Here is a 17925-nt window from a genome sequence, read left to right as displayed (position 1 = left end):
AAGTCCGCCTCGGACCCCTCGGCCGAACCCACACCCGGTACGGGACTACCGCCCGCAGTCGCGCCCGGGTTCACACCGCCGGCAGACAGCATGCTCCCCGCCACGATTCCCTCCCCCGTCAACAGGACTGGATCGGGAATCGGGTCCACGGGCGGCAGCGCGGGAGCCGGTACGCGACTCGTATCAGGCCCTGTCGCACGGGCTTTGGGCGCGCGTCCGGCGGCGTTACCGCGAGCTGCGGGACCGCCGGAACCGCGACCGGCGGTTCCGGACGCACGCCCGGGCGCGGCGGTCGCCCGCGTTGTCGGAATCGGCGCGGACGCCCGCCCGGGACCGGTGCCCGCCGCCTTGGCCGCGGACGGGACGGACTGGTGCGTGCTGGACGTCCAGGTGTGGATGGTGGTGACGCGGCCGCGCCGCGGCTTGCGGGTGCGGGCGACCTCGCGGTAGATCTCCTCGTAGCCGCGGCCCAGGGTGTCGGCGCCGAAATGCTCGATCACGTGGGCGCGCATGGCTTCCGGATCGTAGGTCTGCACCTCCTTGACGGCGGCCGGGAGCTCGGCCGGATCGTCGCAGATGCGGCCGGTGACGCCATCGACGATGACCTCGCCGACCGCGCCGCCGCGCAGCGCCACCACGGGGGTGCCGCACACCATCGCCTCGATCATGACCATGCCGAAGGGTTCCTCCCAGCGCACCGGAAACAGCAGACAGCGTGCTCGAGAGAGCAGTTCTCGTTTGGCGGCGGCATCGGCCATTCCGAACATGGTGTCGCGTTCGGTGAGCAAAGGTCTTACCGCACTGTCGAAATACTTCACTTCAGGTGGTTCGGCGCATTTTCCGGCGAGTATCAATGGAAGGTCGGCGGCGTGTGCGGCCTCCAAAGCCAGATGCGGGGCCTTGCATTCGGTGAAGCGGCCCAGGAACAGAGCGTAGTCCTCTTTCTCGGCCCGGAAGGGCCAATCCTCGACACGGAGCGCATTGTGCACGCGACCCACCCAATTGAGGTCGGGAGCATTTCGGCGCTGCCGGTCGCTGATGGCGACCAGGTGCGCGTCGTCGCCGAGCTCGCTGTAGTAGATGTACGGGTCGCCGTCGACAGGGCCGTGCACGGTGATCACCAGCGGCAGTCCCAGGTCACGGTAGGCGGGCAGATTGAGCACCCCGGCGAAGGTGTGATCGTGCACGAGATCGAAACCGTCGCCGACCGCGAGCCGCTCCAGCGCACGCCGGACCTTGAGCGCGTGCACCACCTCCGGGAAGGGGTCGCCGAGTCGTTCGGCCTGGATACGGTCCCACAGGGGGACGAATCGCTGTGCCCGGGTGCCGTTCTCGCCGGCGCCGAGCAGGGTGACCTCGTGGCCGCGATCCACGAGGGCGTCGACCAGATCCGCGACCACGGCTTCCACACCGCCGTAGGCCTTGGGGGGCGTATCGAAATAGGGTGGGACCACCATCGCGATGCGTAGCTTTTCGCGATCGGCGGGCAGGAATTCGAACGCTACCGATTTCGGGCCGGGCGCCTGGGATGCGCTCATAGCCCCTCCTTCCAGGGACACACTGCGACGTCCCTCCGGTGGACGCCGTTTACCGGTGGCCATGGCCGGACCGAAGATCGAAAACAATTGCGCCGCAATGAACCCCGGCGGGGCATATGCATTCCGGCGAATGCGGGAATGCGTACGCCGGGCTGGGGTGCGGCAGCGCGCTCATTGTTTGAACGCCTGGCGATCGTCGCGCCGGCTCGGTGCCATCGGCGAATTCAGCATCAATGGTGAGCGGCCACCGCTGGTTCCTGAACGGTGCGGCCGAAGCCCGATGGCACCTCCGAGGCGTCGTCGCGCTCGGCGGCCATACTTGGTGGATTCCACGATATCGCCGGACTTTACGTCTTTTTTGGGATATCGATAATTTGTTGCGGGGCGGTCGCGAGAAGATTCGCCGCGTCACCCGCCGCGTTCAGGTTAGGCGGCCGTCCGGACTCGGGCCAGACGCGGCGCGATTCGATATCGAGCCGAGACAGTCGCGCGAATGTTGCCGAGTTACGCTGCGGCGTAATCGATCTCGGTTGCCGACGCGGCGGCCGGCGCGGCGGCGGCGAAAACGAGCCAGCCGTCGGCGGTCCAGTGGCCGCGTTCGCCGGTCTTGACGAGCCGTCCGGCGGCGTAGGGGTCGGCGAGGAAATCCGCTGCGGCTTCGGCCGGTTCGGCGGCGAGGGCCGCACCGCCCAGGTAGACGTCCCCGGTTTCGCCGGGAGCCACGAGGCAGAGTTCGGCGTCGAGGACGAGCACGCGCGCGCCCGGGATGGGGCGGATGCGGCCGGAACCATCGAGCGGGCCGCGCGCGGCTACGCCGGCGTATTCGGGTGCGGTGTAGGCGAATCCGGCGACCGAATCCGGGGCGATGGCGCGCAGCAGACCGGGAAGGATTGCGGGGCAGGCGGTTCCGGTGACATCCCAGCGGCGCACGGTCGGCAGGGCCGGGGCGGGCAGGTCGGCGAATCCGGCGAGGGCTGCCACCTCGGCGAGCACATGGGTGGCCGAAGTGGCAGCGATGAGCTCGGACAGGGCGGCCGCGTCGGCACGCTGCGCCTCGGTGGCGAGGACCAGGGTCGCGCCGTCGGCGAGAGCGGCCAGCATTTCCACGGCGGCGTCGGCCCCGTCCCAGCGCGCGGCCAGCAGGCGCACATCGGCGGAACCGAAGGCGCGGTCGACGCGGCAGGCGCGGGTGTCGGCGACCACGCCGCGGCGGTCGTCGGCGGCGGCGGCCAGGGCGCTGAGGGTCAGGGCCAGCCGGGGAACGGTGGGTTCGGCGAGGTCGTGCCGGATGAGGGCGCAATCGCCGGACTGGGCGCAGGTGTCGGGGTGCGAGCCGGCGCAGGCGACCGGCCGGGCGGCCGGAAGCGGTTCGGCGGCCGCGGTGATCTCGGCGAGCAGCCGGGCCAAGCCCTCGAGGGCCGCGGCCTCGGGGTCGGCGTCGAGCGCTGCGGGCCGATCGTCGCACGCGGGTCCGACGGAGGCGAATCCGGCCTCCGCGATGGCATCGGCTGCGACGCGGTCGAAGAGCTGACCGTAGGTGAGAGTGTGGGAACCGCAGATCAGGGCTGTGCGAATAGCGGGCACGCGACGCGCGCACTGGATCAGGCAACCGATTGCCGGGACGTCGTACAGTTCGACGCCATTGGCCCATTCGTCCGCGAGCCGGTGACGCTCGACGGTGGAAAGATCACGCACCGCACGCTCCATCGTTCTCACCCCGGGTTCTAACTTATGCAACCCTAACCTAACGCTTCGAGAACACAATAGGCAGCACTGTGAGAGATCGAACGGACAACGGATCTCGCAGGTGGATCACTAATTAGGCTAGGCTCACCTCCGCTCGTCCGCTGTGGTTCGGGCATATCCGACCAAGGGAGAGGTCCACGATGAAGTCGGTCCGCACCTCACACGGCAGGCTGCGATTCACCAGGACGCGGGCAGCCGTCGCCGTTCTCACGGGCGTGCTCACCCTCGGACTCGTGGCCTGCGGGTCCGGGTCCGACGAGCCCGCCGGCAGCGGCGAACCCGTAACCATCACCCACTCGCAAGGCGAGACCACCGTCACCGGCACGCCGGAACGCATTGTGGCGCTGGGCAATCAGTGGCTCGACACGGTGCAGGCGCTCGGCGTAACCCCGGTCGGCTACATCGACAACATCTCCGTACTGACCAAGAGCCTCGCGCCCTGGGAGCCGGAATCGCTGAAGTCGGTCAAGGCCCTGGACACCACCGGCAGCATCACCGAGCAGGTGGCCGCACTGAACCCCGATCTGATCCTGGTCGACGCCTTCATCGCCGACGCCAAGACCTACAGCGACCTGTCCAAGATCGCGCCGACCGTGCCCGGCCTCACCAAGGAAGCCGTCACGCCGTGGGCCGACCAGGTCACCGCGCTCGGCAAGATCCTGCACAAGGACGACGCCGCCGCGAAGGTGATCAGCGATCTGAACGGCCGCATCGACGGGATCGCGCAGCGCAATCCCGGACTGAAGGGCAAGACCTTCGTCAGCAGCTGGCTGGCCGGGCCGTCGCAGCTCATGGTGCTCACCGACCCCGCGGACGGATCCAGCCGCCTGTTCACCCAGCTCGGCATGACCATTCCGGCCTCGCTCGTCGCGCAGGGCGGCACCGGCGGACGCCTGGCGCTGTCGCCGGAACGCCTCGACGAACTGAACTCCGACCTGCTGCTCGCCGGCTACTCGCCCGGCCAGGACGAGAAGTACCGGCAGCTGCCCGGCTACAGCGACCTGCCCGCGGTGAAGAAGAACGCGGTCGTGTTCCTCACCGTGCAGGAGATCAGCGCCGTCAACCAGCCCACCCCGCTGGCCCTGCCCTACCTGCTCGACAAGCTCGAACCGGCGCTCGCCAACGCCGCCAAATAGCCCTCGCACCATCGCATTTCGAAGGACCCGCGGTTGTCGACCCACCCTGAGCACACCCGGTACGCCCTCCGTCCGGGCGTCACCTGCCTGACCGTCCCCGGCGGCGCTGTGCTGCTGAACCCGCCGCACAAACAGCAGCTGAAGGGGTTGGACGCGGCACAGAGCCAGGCGCTGAAGACGCTCAACCGCGGGCCTTCGACAGTGGCGGACATGACCGGCGACGGCGAAACCGCCACGGTCGCAACACTGCTCGACCGGCTCGCGGGCGAAGGGTGGCTGACGGTCACGGTGCGCGACGGCGACCGCGACCTCTACACCCTCCGCCCGTTCGCCACTCCGCCCGCACGCCCAGCAGAGGTCGCGGATGTGGGCTCTGCCGGAAGCGCCGGCCGTCCAGCGGGATCCACGGCCGTGCTGTCCAAGTTCGCTGTCATTCACCGCGATTCGGATGGCATCGTCCTGGAGCACCCGACCTCGTGGTGCGATCTGCGCATCCACGATCCGCGCCTGCTGGCCCTCGCCGGTGGGGCGAATCCGTCGGAACTCGGCCTCCCCGAAGCGGTTTCGTCCCAACTCAGCGCAGACCTGCTGTGGGGCGGCTTCGCCGTCGCCGACCCCGCTGCCGAGGACGCCACCTTCACCACCCGCAGCTGGAGCGCCCCCGACCTGTGGTTCCACCGCCGCAGCACGCTCGGCGCCCGCACGGTCACCTGGGACCACTTCGGCCCCACCAAGTGGGCCAAGCAGATCTTCCCCGCTCCCCCGGCCCGGCGAACCAGCCACCCGGGCGCGCCCATCACCCTGCCGCAGCCGGACCTCGCCACCCTGCGCACCGAAGACCCGACGCTGACGGCCGTGCTCGAAGACCGCCGCTCCCACCGCGCCTTCGATGACGCGAACCCGATCACCCTGGCCCAACTGGCCGAACTCCTCTATCGCACCGCCCGTACCCGCTCGGTCGAGACCACTCCCGACGGCGAAGAACTCCCGTCCCGCCCGTACCCATCGGGCGGCAGCGTGCACGAACTGGAGCTCTACCCGGTGGTCCGCCACGTCGAGGGCCTATCCCCCGGCATGTACCACTACGACTCCTTCGACCACACCCTGAACCTGGTCGCCCCCGCTGACTCCCCCGCAGTTCAGCGCCTCCTGAAAACCACCTCCGCCACCCTCGCCGAAGCGGCCGAACCCCAACTGGCCCTCCTCATCTCGGCCCGAGCGGGCCGCGTCATGTGGGGCTACGAACAGGTCGCCTACGCCAACATCCTCAAACACGTCGGCGTCCTCATGCAGACCGTCTACCTGGCCGCCACCGCCATGAATCTCGGCGCTGTCGCCCAAGGCTTCTCCGACACAGCGGCCTTCACCGCCGCCACCGGCGTGAACGAACTCGAAGAATGCAATGTCGGCTGCATGATCATCGGCACCCCCGCAACTCGCTGACCGTCCGACACCGAAACTCGAAGCGCTGGACCTGGTCAACGGCCGCTACGGCAAGCCGGCCTCTGAGGTTTCGAATCCACGGTTCAACCCGGCAACAGAGCGCCCCTGATGGTTTCGGCGATGACCGTGTCGAGGGGTGTGGCGGATAGGCCGAAGGTTTGTTCGGTGAGCTTCGCGTCGATGACGTCGGGGTTGTCCAGCGAATAGAACATTTCAATGACCTCGGCGGCAATCGGGTCGGTGCGGCCCATCCAGGCCATGTCCGAGCGGGACAGGGCGGTGAGGGCGGGGGTCGGCGCGCCGGCCGCGGCGGCGATGCGGAAGGACAGGTCGCGCACCGAGATCACGTTCGACGGGACGTGCCAGGGGCGACCCCAGGAACGGTTGTCGAGCGCCACGGTGACGAGAGTCCGGGCCACGTCGTCGATGTGGGACCAGGATTTGGCGACGTCGAGATCGCCTGGGAAAGCGGCAGGTTCACCGGTCAACAGGTTCGGTGTGACGAGCATGTTGTAGAGGGAGCCCGCGCCGTTGCCGAGGAAGGCGGAGGCACGCACCTCGGTGGCGCGCAGGCGCCCGGACTCGTGTGCGGCGAGGGCATCCAACCACATCTGGGCTCGGACAGCGCCTTTCACGGCGATCGGGTGCAGCGGGGTGGCCTCGGTCATGGGGCCGTCGACCAGGCCGTAGCCATAGGTGTTGCTCAGGGCGACGTAGCCTGCGCCGGTGCGCTCGGCCGTGGTCAGCAGGGCTGTGGCAATGGGCGGGAATTCCGCGGGCCAGCGGTTGTACGGGGGCCAGGTGGTGTTGATGAGAGTGGCTGCGCCGGTGGTCAATTCGGTGAGGCGGTCGACGTCGGTGCTGTCGGCTGCGGCGCACTCGACAAGCGGGTGTTCGGGACCGAGGCCGCGGCGGCTGAGCAGACGGACCTGCTCACCGGACTCGGCCAGTAGCAGTGCGGCGCGGCTGCCGGTGCTGCCCGCACCCGCGATGACGTGCAGGGACATGGGGATTCCTCCTGTATCCGGGCCGCCGGGCGGCGACTCGCGATCTACTCTGCCGAGCGCCGCGGCAGTACAGTAGCGGCTGGAATGCCATACATCCCAAGGATCAGGCCATGCACAAGGTTGCTGTTCTCGCCGTGCCACCGGTGACCAATTTCGATCTGTCGATACCGCAGTTGTTGTTTCCGGCGGTGCAGATCGGTGGTGATCCCGGTTACGAAGTGGTCGTGTGCACGGTCGAACCCGGGATCGTGCCCTCGTATCAGGGTGTGCCCGTGGTGATTTCGGCGGGACTGGAGGCATTGCACGATGCCGATACCGTGATCGTCGCGGGGACGGGGGCGCGAGCGGAGGGGGATGAGCGGGTGCTGGATGCCTTGCGCGCCTCCGCGTCCCAGGGCAAGCGGGTCGCATCGATCTGCACCGGGGCCTTCGTGCTCGCGCAGGCCGGACTGCTCGACGATCGGCCCGCCACCACCTACTGGCTGTTCTCCGAGGAGATGCGCGAGCGGTTTCCACGGGTGCTACTGCAACCGGACGTGCTCTTCGTGGACGATGGCGACATTCTCACATCGGCGGGCGTCGCGGCCGGACTGGACCTGTGCCTGCATGTGATCAGGCGGGATTATGGTGCGGCCGTGGCCAATACGATCGGTCGGCTGGGAGTGATCGCACCGACGCGGCCGGGCGGGCAGGCACAGTTCGTCGAGACGCCGCTACCACCCGAACAGGGCGCCTCATTGGCGCCGACACGGGCGTGGGCGATCGAGCGGTTGGACGAACCGCTCACCCTGCGGGAACTGGCCGCCCACGCACACATGAGCACTCGTACACTGACCCGCCGATTCCGCGCGGAAGCCGGTATGAGCCCGTTGCAGTGGCTGCTGCATCAGCGGGTGGACCGCGCCCGCGTACTCCTGGAGGTGACGGACCTCCCCATGGACGAGGTGGCACGCCGCGCGGGCCTGGGCAGCTCGGAATCCCTGCGCCAGCACCTGATCCGGCGCGTCGGCATCACGCCCAGCGCCTACCGCGCCACCTTCACCCGGGCCGCCGAGCACCGAGCGGGACCTGGTGGCGGGGTGCTCTCGGGCGATGCCGCCGCCAGGTCCCGGTGATCAACTGACCAGGGCTGCGGCGAGGGCGGTCAGGGCGCGCTGCCAGAGGGCGGACAGTGCCTCCGCGTCGGATTCGGTGAAGAGGGCTGTGCTCCAGCGCCAATTGGTGGTGAGCCGAGGGCCTTCCGGGGTGGTGCCGATGCCCGCGATGACGTCCAGCGCGTAGCGAAGCGGGAGGTCGGGCTCCGGGTCCAGCGGGAGGGCTTCGTTGAGTTCACCGGTGTGCAGGGACCAGGACTCCGGGTCTTGGCCGCTGAGGTCCACTCGGCCCAGGTAGTTGAATTCGACCTGGGGGTGTTGGGCGGCAACGAGTTCCGGGGTGCGGGTCACGTAGCGGAGCAGGCCGTAGTCGGAGCCCTGGTTGGGGATGGTGGCGATGTGGGTGGTCACCGCTTCCAGGAGGGCCCGGGCGGCGTGCGAATCCGCTTCCGCGCGTTCGACATCCACTGCCACCTCGCCTGCGCCCAGGCGGACCGGGAAGACGCTGGTGAACCAGCCGAGGGTGTTGCTGGTGTCGGTGCCGAGCGCTGCGTCGGCGCGGCCGTGGCCCTCGAGGGCGATGAGCGCGCCGTGCGACGGATCGTGGCCGCCCGCGCGCCGCCAGCTCGCCAGGGTCATGGTGAGGGCGGTCAGCAGGAATTCGCGGACGCCCTCGTCCTTGGTGAGGGCGGCGAGGATCCACTTGGTGACCGGGACCGGGGTCTGCGCGGTGGTGACGCGCAGGGTGGACCAGGTGTCGGTGCGGGGGTCCGGGATGCGCTGTCCCAGTGCGGGATCCGGGGCGGTGAGCTGGTTGGTCCAGTAGTCGCGCTGGGCCAGCACCTCGGGTGCGGCGGCGCGGTCCCACATGCGGCGGGAGAACTCGCGGTAGGAGGTGACCTCGGGCAGCACCTCCGGCGACGCACCGGCTCGCAGCTGCGACCAGGCCGCGCCGAACGCGGCGAGCAGCAGATGCCAGGACACCACGTCCACCGCGAGATGGTGGACCGTGAGCAGCAACACCTCGCCGTGTTCCGTACCCGGGAACCACGCCGCGCGCACCATATCGCCGGTGCGCGGATCGATTTCGTCGTTCGCCGCGCGCGCCGCCGCGTGCAGCACGGAGGCGACCTCGCCACCACTGGTTTCGACGCGGGTGAGAACGTCTGCGGCGCGGACGGTTCCGGGGGCGAGGGTGACCAGGCGCGGGCCGTCGGGGGTGTCGGTGAGGCGGGAGCGGAGGGTGTCGTAGCCGTCCAGGACCGATTGCAGGGTCTGCTCCAGCTGCGCGCGAGTGATGCCGGCGGGCAGGCTCAGGAGGGCGGTTTGGGTGAAGCGGCGGTAGCTGCCGTACTCGTACATCCACGAAACCACCGGCAGGGGAAGGACTTCGCCCAGGTCGGCGGAGGCCGACGCGCCTTCGGCCGCGGGGGCGGCGTCGAGGGCGGCGGCCAGTTCGCGGATCGTGGGGGTGGCCAGGACCATGCGCGGGGTCAGGGACAGGCCGCGACGACGGGCCTTGTTGACCAGGGAGATGGCGACGATGCTGTCCACGCCGAGGGCGAAGAAGTCGTCGTCGAGGCCGGGGACGCGGCCGTCGAACAGTTCGGCGAGGACCTCGCCGAGCGCCTTCTCGGTGGGGGTGCTGGGCACGGAGTCGCCGGTATTGGCCGAAAGCGCTTGTTCGGCAAGACGAGTCAGTTCATGGCCGTCCAGCTTGCCGTTGTTGTTGGTCGGCAGTTTGGCGAGCACCAGGATGCGAGCCGGAATCATGTAGGCGGGCAGGCGTTCCGCGAGCGCCAGGCGCAGGCGGAGCGGGTCGACGCTGCGATTCGCTTCGCCCACAACGAAACCGACGAGGCTTGCGCCGCCGGCCTTGCGGATCACGGTGACGGCGGCGGTGTCAACGCCGGGGAGAAGCCGCAGCGCCGTTTCGATTTCGCCGATCTCGATGCGGTAGCCGCGCACCTTCACCTGATCGTCGGCGCGGCCGAGATAGCCGAAACCATTGTGCGGCAGGCGGCGCACCAGGTCGCCGGTGCGGTACATGCGGCGGCCGGGGCAGAACGGGTCGGCGATGAAGCGGTCGGCGGTGGTGGCGGGGCGGCCGATGTAGCCGCGGGCCAGCTGGGGGCCGGACAGGTACAGCTCGCCGATCACCCCGCGCGGGACCGGGCGCAGCATGGAATCCAGGACGTAGCCCGACATTCCGGCGTTCGGGGTGCCGATGGTCGGGGTGTCGAAGTTGGCGACGGGGGCGACCACGGCTTCGACGGTGGTCTCGGTGGGGCCGTAGCAGTTGTACACGGCGGTATCCGGGAGCGCGCGCAGTCGCGCCCACAGCGAGGCGTCGATGGCCTCGCCGCCCAGGGCCAGCACCGGCAGTTCACCGTCGACCAGACCGGCCGCGTTCAGCTGCGCGAACATGGACGGGGTGGTGTCGATCATGTCGATGTGGTGGGCCTGCATGCCCTCGACGAGACGGTGCGCATCGCGCATCTCCTCCGCGTCGAACAGGTGGATCGCCTGTCCCGCAAGGAAACCCACCATGGGCTGCCAGGAGGCGTCGAAGCTCATGGACCAGGCGTGCGCGATGCGCAGCGGGCGGCCCAGACGCGCCATGGCAGGGGCGTAGACGCGCTGGTAGTGGTCGGCGAAGTAGCTCAGCAGCGCGGCATTGGTGCCCGCGACGCCCTTCGGCTCGCCGGTGGAGCCGGAGGTGAAGATCAGGTACGCGGTCTGGTCGCGGTTCCGCAGCACGGTCGGAGTCACCGGCTCACGGCGCGAAACGCGTTCTGCCACAGCGCTGTCGTCGAGTACGAGCACGCGCGTGGATTGCTCGGCGACCAGCCCGCGATGCGCCTTGTCGGTGAGCAGCAGCACCGGTTGCGACTGCCGCAGAATCGATTCGATGCGCGCGGCCGGCAATGTGATGTCCACCGGCACATAGGCGGCACCGGCGGCGAAAGCGCCCAGCACACCGATGATCGACGCCGTGGTGCGCGGGAGCACCAGCGCCACAACGGTTTCCGGACCGACGCCGTGTTCGGCGAGTTCACCGGCCAGCCGCGCGGCCGCGTCCCGCAGCTCACGATAGGTGAAGCGCTCCCCGCGACCGGTCTGCAGCGCTACCGCCTCCGGCGTCGCCGCAGCCTGCCGCTCGAAGGCCTCCCACACCGAATTCGACCGCACCGCAGCGATATCCGGCTCCGCCGCGGATTCATCCGCCAGGCAGCCAGCGCCGTTCGGATACATCGAAGCGCCGTTCGGACTTGATTCAGCTCCGTTCGGAATACCGGCACGCTTGCCGTCGAGGTCAGAAGGTCCATTCGGACGCCCCAGAGTTCCGATATCAGCATTTTCTGAGCCGAACGGAGCGGTGACCGGTCCGTTCGGCCCAGCCGCAACGTCAGCCTGCGCTGCGGGACCTGCGAGTTCGGCGCTCTCGGCCGGGGTCAGGACGTTCAGGGAGTCGGGGGTCGCGTCGCCGACCTCGGGGAGCTGGCGCAGAACGGCGAGCAGGCGTTCGCCGATCTCCGCGGACGGGAAGTACGGCAGCGCTTCGGGGATCGCCTCCACCAGCACCACCAGGTCGCCGTCGGAGAGGTGGGAGACCACGGTGAGCGGGTAGTGGGCGAGGCTTTCCATTTCGATGGGGCGGAATTCGGCCCCGTCGGGCATGGTGACGGACTGGATGGCGTCGTCGATGGGGGCGTTCTCGAACACGAACAAGGTGTCGAAGAGCGCGCCGTGGCCGGTGGCGCGCTGCACGGCGGACAGGCTGAGGTAGCCGATATCGCGCATGGCGGCGGATTCGCGCTGCAGGCGGACGCACTGCTCGACCACGCTCACGGTGCGGTCGATGGCGTGCGCGACGGGGACCGTGTTGATGAACAGGCCGATCATCTGCTCGACGCCCGGAAGATGTTCGGGGCGACCGGAAATCGTGGTGCCGAAGACCACGTCGCGGCGGTCGGTGAGGCGGCCGAGCACCACGGTCCAGGCGAACTGCACGGCGGTATTGAGGGTGAGGCCGTTGGCGCGCGCCCACTGCTGCACGCGGGCGGTGTCGGCGGCGGGCAGCAGGAGTTTCGTCTTCTCCGGGATCGCGCTGCCGCGTGCGGTCGGGGTGCCGTCGGCGATCATGAGCGGGCCGTTGATGCCGCTCAGGTAGTCGACCCACTTCCGGGTGGCGGCGGCCTTGTCCTGCTGGCCGAGCCAGGCGATGTAATCACGGTAGGGGCGCGGCGCGGGCAGGCCGTCGAGCGAGCCGCCCGCCCGGTAGACGGCGAGCAGTTCGGTGAAGAACACCGCCACCGCCCAGCCGTCCATGAGGATGTGGTGCGCGGTGAGGATCATGCGGCGGCGGGTCTCACCCGGCACGCCGATGAGCAGGATGCGCATGACCGGGCCGCGCCCGAGCTCGAACGGGCGGCGTCGCTCCGATTCGGCGATGGCGTCGAATTCGCTTGGCGCGGCGGTGATCTCGCTCCACGGGAACTCGGCCCGCTCTGGGACGATCTGCACCGGGTGCGGGACGTTCTGATCCCAGAACGCGGCCCGCAGGTTCGGATGCCGGTCCAGCATGGCCTGGGCGCTGCGGCGCAGCAGTTCCGTATCCAGGGGGCCGTCGATGTCCACCACGAACTGCATGGTGTACAGATCGACGCCGTCGCCGGTCAGCTTGGACAGCGAGAACAGCCCCTCCTGGAGCGGGCTGAGCGCCAGCACGTCCACGATCTTCGGGGGCGCGGCCTGCGGCGTCGCGGTCGCGCTGTTCGCCGTCATTACTGCGCCTGCCAGGAAGCGGTGAGGGCGGCCAGGGCGTCGGCGTCGAGGCCGGATGCGCTCATGGGGGCGGATTCCTCCTGTGGCGGGGTGCTCGAATCGGCTTGCGGGGCCGGGTTTTCCGCGGCGGTGTCGACCGCGGCGGCGAGTTCGGCGATGGTCATGTGCTCGAAGATCAGCTGCGGGGTGAGCGGCAGGCCGAGTTCGGCGGCGCGCGCCGACCACTGGATGGAGATGACGCTGTCGCCGCCGAGGGCGAAGAAGTTGTCCTCGGCCTCGACGTCGGTGATGTCGAGCAGTTCCTCGAGCAGGGTGATGAGGGTGTGCTCGGTCGCCGTGCCACCGGCAGTGGCGGCTCCTTCTCCCACGGCCACAGCACCATTCACGACCGCGGCCCCGGCACCGGCCGCTCCGGCGGACTGCGACGTGGCGGTCCGGGCGGCCCGGGCTGTCACGGCGGGAAGCGACGCGGGTGCGAGCAGGCGATCCAGGTCGGCCTGCGGCAGTACGCGCAACTCGGCCACGGCGCTGTCGGGTGCGGTCGCATAGCCGTCCAAGGTCGCGGCCAGCGCGTCGGCGATCAACCGGACCGTTTCCGGTTCGTACAGATCGGCATTGGCGACCACGCGCACATCCATGCCGCCGTCGGTGGTGACGTTCAGGCTCAGGTTCAGATCCAGGAACGACACGTCGAAGTCGGTCGGCAGGACGGTGACGGTGGTGTCGCCGGCGAGCTCCATGGTGTCCGGGGCCCAGTCCGCGCCGCGGAAGTGCAGCATGCTCTGGAACAACGGGTTCCGGGAGCGCGAGCGCGGCGGGTTGAGCGCCTCCACGAGGCGTTCGACCGGCAGCTCCTGATGCGCGTGCGCGTCCAGCACCACATTGCGGCCGCGAATCACGGTGTCGCGCAGGGTGAGTGCGCCGGAGAGGTCGTTGCGCAGCACCACCATGTTGGCGAACAGGCCCACCAGTCCGGTGACGGCCTCGTCCACCCGGCTGGCGACCGGGGTGCCGAGCGTGATGTCGCTGCCGCCGCCGAGCTTGTGCAGCAGGGTGGCCACGGCGGCCTGATAGAGCATGAATTCGGTGGCGCCGCACTGCTGTGCGAGCGCCACCAGACCGGCGCGGCGGTCGGCGGGCACGGTGAAGGTGACGACCTCACCGCGCTTGCCGAGCACCGGCGGGCGGGCGCGGTCGTGCGCCACATTGATCTCGTCCGGCACACCGGCGAGAGCGGTACGCCAGAAGTCGATCTGGGCCGCGCCGAAGGCGGCGGACGCTCCGGAAGCATTGGCGTCGAAGGCTTCCCGCTGCCACAGCGCGTAATCCGGGTACTGCACCGGCAGCACGGACCACTGGGCGGCCTGCCCGCTCACCCGGGCGCGATAGGCGGCCACCAGGTCACCGAGCAGAATCCCCAGCGAGGCATGGTCGGCGGCGATGTGATGCACCAGCAGGGACAGCACATGCGACTGTTCGCCCAGCACCAGCAGCTTCGTCCGGATGAGCGCCTCGGACTCCACCGCGAACCGGTACGCGCCGATCTCCGCGAGCTCGTCCGCCAGCCGCTCCGCCGGGATCTCGGCGATCTCCAGCGGCACATCCAGGGTGGCGTGCACCAACTGGTGAGGGACGCCGCCCTTTTCCGGGAAGGTAGTGCGCAGCGCCTCGTGCCGGGCCACCACATCACCGATGGCGGCGGTCAGCGCCGTGATGTCGAGCGCACCGTCGATGCGCACCGCGAACGGCAGATTGCCGACCGCGCTCGCACCCTCCATGCGGTACTGGAACCACATGGCCAGCTGCGAGTACGACAGCGGAAGTTGTTCCGGCCGCGCCTTTTCCGCCAGGGCCGGGCGAGCGGATCCGGCCGGGGCAGTCCCGACAACCGTCTCAGCGATCTCGGAATCGGTTGCGGAGCTGTCGGTCTCGGCGTCCTCGTCGTCGTCCATGGCGTCGAGGTCGATGCCGAACTCGTCGCGGAACTGCTGCACCAGGCCGGCGGCCAGGCCCGCTGCGGTCGGGGTGTCGAAGATGACGCGGACGTCGAGTTCCACGCCGAATTCGGCGCGGATCTGGGCGACCAGGCGGGCCGCCAGCAACGAGTGGCCGCCGAGCTCGAAGAAGGAGTCCTCCGCGCCGACCTGCTCCTGGGCGAAGAGCTGGGCGAAGATCGCGCACATGCGGCGTTCGGTGGCGGTGGCGGGGGCGCGGTGCTGCCGCTCGACGGCCGGGGTCGGGGCGGGCAGGGCGCGCTTGTCGAGCTTGCCGTTGACGGTCAGCGGGATCTCGTCGATGACGGCGAAAGCGCTGGGCAGCATGTATTCCGGGAGCACGGCGGCGGCATTGGCGCGCACCTGCTCCACGTCCACGGACTGGCCGGCGGCGGGCACCAGATAGGCGGCCAGGGTCGGGCCGACGGCCGGATCCTCGGCGACGACGACCACGCAGTGGCCGACCGTCGGGTGCGCGGCCAGGGCGGCCTCGACCTCGCCGAGCTCGATGCGGAAGCCGCGCACCTTCACCTGTTCGTCGGCGCGGCCCACGAAGTCGAGTTCGCCGAATTCATTGCGGCGCACCAGGTCTCCGGAACGGTACAGGCGCGCACCGGCGGTGAAGGGGTCGGCGACGAAGCGGTTGGCGGTCAGGCCGGGACGGCCCAGATAGCCGCGGGCCAGCTGTTCGCCGCCCAGGTACAGTTCGCCGACCACGCCCGCGGGCACCAGCTGCAGGGCCGCGTCGAGCACGTAGGCGTAGACGTTCTGGTTCGGAATGCCGATGGGCACGATGCCGGTGCCCTGCGGGCCGTCGACCGGCATGTGGGTGGCGCACACCACCGCCTCGGTCGGGCCGTAGTGATTGCGCAGTTCGGCGTCGAAGACTCCGGCGAACTTGTCGGCCACCTCACCGGGCAGCGCCTCACCGCCGACCGGGACGTGCCGCAGATTGCGCCATTCGCTCACCTCTGGCAGCAGCAGGAAGGTGCTGAGCATGGACGGCACCATGTGCAGCACCGTCACACCCTGGCGGGTGATGAGGTCGGCGACGTAGCGAATGTCCTGGAAGGCATTGGGTTTCGGCACGATGAGCCGGGCGCCCAGGGCCAGGGTGACGAAGATGTCGAGCAGCGACGCGTCGAAGGAGACCGAAGAGGACTGCAGCAGGCGGTCTTCGGCGGTCATGCCCCATTCGGCGGTGAAGCTCACGACGTGCTCGGCAATGGCGGCATGTGAGACCGGCACGCCCTTGGGCTTGCCGGTGGAGCCGGAGGTGTAGATGACGTACGCCAGGTTCGACGGGTGCAGGGGGCGTAGTCGATCGGCGTCGGTGGGGTCGGTGCCGGTCAGGGCCGCGGCGGCGGTTTCGGCGGCCTCGAGTTCGACGCGGCCGAGCACCAGGCGCGGGACGGCATCCTCGACCAGGTAGTCGATGCGATCGTCCGGGTAGGCCGGATCGATCGGCAGGTAGGCGGCGCCGGTCTTGAGGACGCCGAAGACCGCGACGATGAACTCGATCGAACCGCTCATGCGCAGGCCGACAATGTCCTCGGCACCGACGCCATCACGAATCAGGTAGTGCGCCAGGCGGTTCGCGCGGGCATTGAGTTCGGCGTAGGTCAGCGTCGTGTCGTCGGAGACCAGGGCGAGCGCGTCCGGCGTGGCGGCGACCGCCTGCTCGAACAGCGCGACCATGGTGGTGGCGGGAGTCTCCACGAGGGTGCCGTGCGAGAGTTCGAGAATGGCGGCGCGGTCGTCCCCGCCGAGCATGTCGAGATCGGCGATCCGGGCCGCCGGGGTGGCCAAAGCGCTGTCCAGCAGGCGCACGAAGTGTTCCAGCATGCGCTCGACCAGCGGCTTCGACAGCACGTCCACCTGGTATTCGGCCTCGACGAGCGCACCCTCGGCCCCGTCGGTGACCACCGCGAGCGCCAGCGGCACCTGCGCGGTCGGTGCGCCCAACTCGTCCAACTGGGTGGAGGTGATGCCGTCCAGGGCGAACCCGTCGGCGCTCTTGCGCACGCTGAAGCCGAGGCTCACCAGCTGATCCATGCCGTCACGACCGGCGACCCGATCCGGGTTCACTTCGCGCACAACGCGATCGATGCCGATCGCCTGGTGCGCGAAGGAGTTCAGGCAGACCTGCTTGGTGGAATCCACCAGGCCGGTGAAGGTTTCACCCGGGCGCAGTGTCTCGCGCAGCAGCAGCGTGTTGCCGAAGTAGCCGATGAGCTGTTCGGCGGCGGCCGAGCGACGGTTGGTGACCGGGATGGAGACGAGGAAATCGCCTGCGGCCGTGTAGCGTTCGATCAACGCGGCATAGCCGGCCAGCAGCACCATGAAAGGGGTGGCGGCCTGCGCACGCGCGAAAGCGTCGACGCGGTCCAGCAGATCGCGGGGCAGGGTGACGGTGGCGCGCCCGGCCTGCTTGGACGGGGCGAGCGCCGCCGCGCCCGGCAGTTCCAGGGGTTCCGGCAGCGGGCGCAGGGTGGTGCGCCAGTAGTCGATATCGGCCGCCTCGTCCTCGGCGACGGCGTCCAGCACCTCGACATCCACGAACTGTGCGGCGAGAGCGGCGTTTTCGGCACCGTTGTAGGCGGCGTTCAGCTCGGTGAAGAACACGCCCCAGGAGTCGTCGTCCCAGCAGATGTGGTGCACGGACAGCAGCAGCACATGCTCCTCGGCACCGGTGCGCACCAGCGTGAAGCGCACCGGCAGTTCGGAACTCAGGTCGAAGGCGCGGCCGAACTCGCGGCGCGCCAGCACCTCCACCCGCAAGGCCCGGCCCTGCTCCGGCAGATCCGTGACATCGTGCGACTGCCACGGCACCGAAACCTCGTCGGAGAACACCTGATACGGGACGCCTTCGGCATCGACGCCGTAGGTGGTGCGCAGCACGTCGTGCCGCGCGATCACCTTCGCCACCGCATCCCGCAGCCGCGCCTCGTCCAGGGCGCCCGAAAGCCGGTAGGCCACACAGATGTTCAGCGTGGTGTCCCGCGGATCGCGGGTCTGCAGGAACCACATGCGCGACTGCCCGGCCGACAGCGGGCGGTGCTGCCCCGCGGCGGTGCGCCGCACGGGGGCGGCGGCAGCGGCGGTGGCGAGCCCGCTCTGTTCCAGCTTGCGCCGCATGAGTTCGCGGCGGCGGTCCAGGGCGGACATGCCGGAGGCGG

General features: G+C 69.5%; 7 protein-coding genes and 1 pseudogene. 3 read left to right on the top strand and 5 right to left on the bottom strand.

The features are described 5' to 3' along the window. Positions 1-401 precede the first annotated feature (401 nt). Both H0264_RS05760 and H0264_RS05755 read right to left on the bottom strand, forming a co-directional pair. A pseudogene (locus H0264_RS05760) lies at positions 402-1457 on the bottom strand (glycosyltransferase family 4 protein); the annotation flags it as partial. A 585-nt stretch (positions 1458-2042) separates the two neighbouring features. Further along, positions 2043-3233, bottom strand: a complete 1191-nt coding sequence (locus tag H0264_RS05755) for an AMP-binding protein (protein ID WP_181582997.1) — start codon at positions 3231-3233, stop codon at positions 2043-2045. 191 nt (positions 3234-3424) lie between these two features. Here H0264_RS05755 and H0264_RS05750 point away from each other — a divergent pair, with 191 nt between their 5' ends. Both H0264_RS05750 and H0264_RS05745 read left to right on the top strand, forming a co-directional pair. Further along, complete coding sequence (locus H0264_RS05750; protein ID WP_181582996.1) at positions 3425-4420, top strand: ABC transporter substrate-binding protein; 996 nt, start codon at positions 3425-3427, stop codon at positions 4418-4420. Positions 4421-4453: 33 nt separating this feature from the next. Continuing rightward, on the top strand, positions 4454-5863 hold the full coding sequence (locus tag H0264_RS05745) for a SagB family peptide dehydrogenase (protein WP_244976111.1): 1410 nt from the start codon (positions 4454-4456) through the stop codon (positions 5861-5863). A gap of 83 nt (positions 5864-5946) precedes the next feature. Here H0264_RS05745 and H0264_RS05740 read toward each other — a convergent pair whose 3' ends face one another. Continuing rightward, positions 5947-6870 carry an NAD-dependent epimerase/dehydratase family protein gene (locus H0264_RS05740; protein ID WP_181582995.1) on the bottom strand — a complete coding sequence of 308 codons (924 nt, stop codon included), beginning with the start codon at positions 6868-6870 and terminating at the stop codon, positions 5947-5949. Positions 6871-6980: 110 nt separating this feature from the next. Here H0264_RS05740 and H0264_RS05735 point away from each other — a divergent pair, with 110 nt between their 5' ends. Next, on the top strand, positions 6981-7985 hold the full coding sequence (locus H0264_RS05735; RefSeq protein WP_181582994.1) for a GlxA family transcriptional regulator: 1005 nt from the start codon (positions 6981-6983) through the stop codon (positions 7983-7985). On the opposite strand, the gene H0264_RS05730 is transcribed toward H0264_RS05735, so the two are convergent. Together H0264_RS05730 and H0264_RS05720 are read right to left on the bottom strand one after the other, a co-directional pair. Continuing rightward, positions 7986-12752 carry a non-ribosomal peptide synthetase gene (locus H0264_RS05730; protein WP_244976110.1) on the bottom strand — a complete coding sequence of 1589 codons (4767 nt, stop codon included), beginning with the start codon at positions 12750-12752 and terminating at the stop codon, positions 7986-7988. Further along, on the bottom strand, positions 12752-17914 hold the full coding sequence (locus H0264_RS05720; protein ID WP_244976238.1) for a non-ribosomal peptide synthetase: 5163 nt from the start codon (positions 17912-17914) through the stop codon (positions 12752-12754). The genes H0264_RS05730 and H0264_RS05720 overlap by 1 nt, the downstream gene beginning before the upstream one ends. Positions 17915-17925 lie beyond the last annotated feature (11 nt).

This window comes from Nocardia huaxiensis, assembly GCF_013744875.1.
Classification (GTDB): Bacteria; Actinomycetota; Actinomycetes; order Mycobacteriales; family Mycobacteriaceae; genus Nocardia; species Nocardia huaxiensis.
Note: the sequence above shows the minus strand (reverse complement) of the source record. Positions and strands in the feature narration are given on the sequence as shown.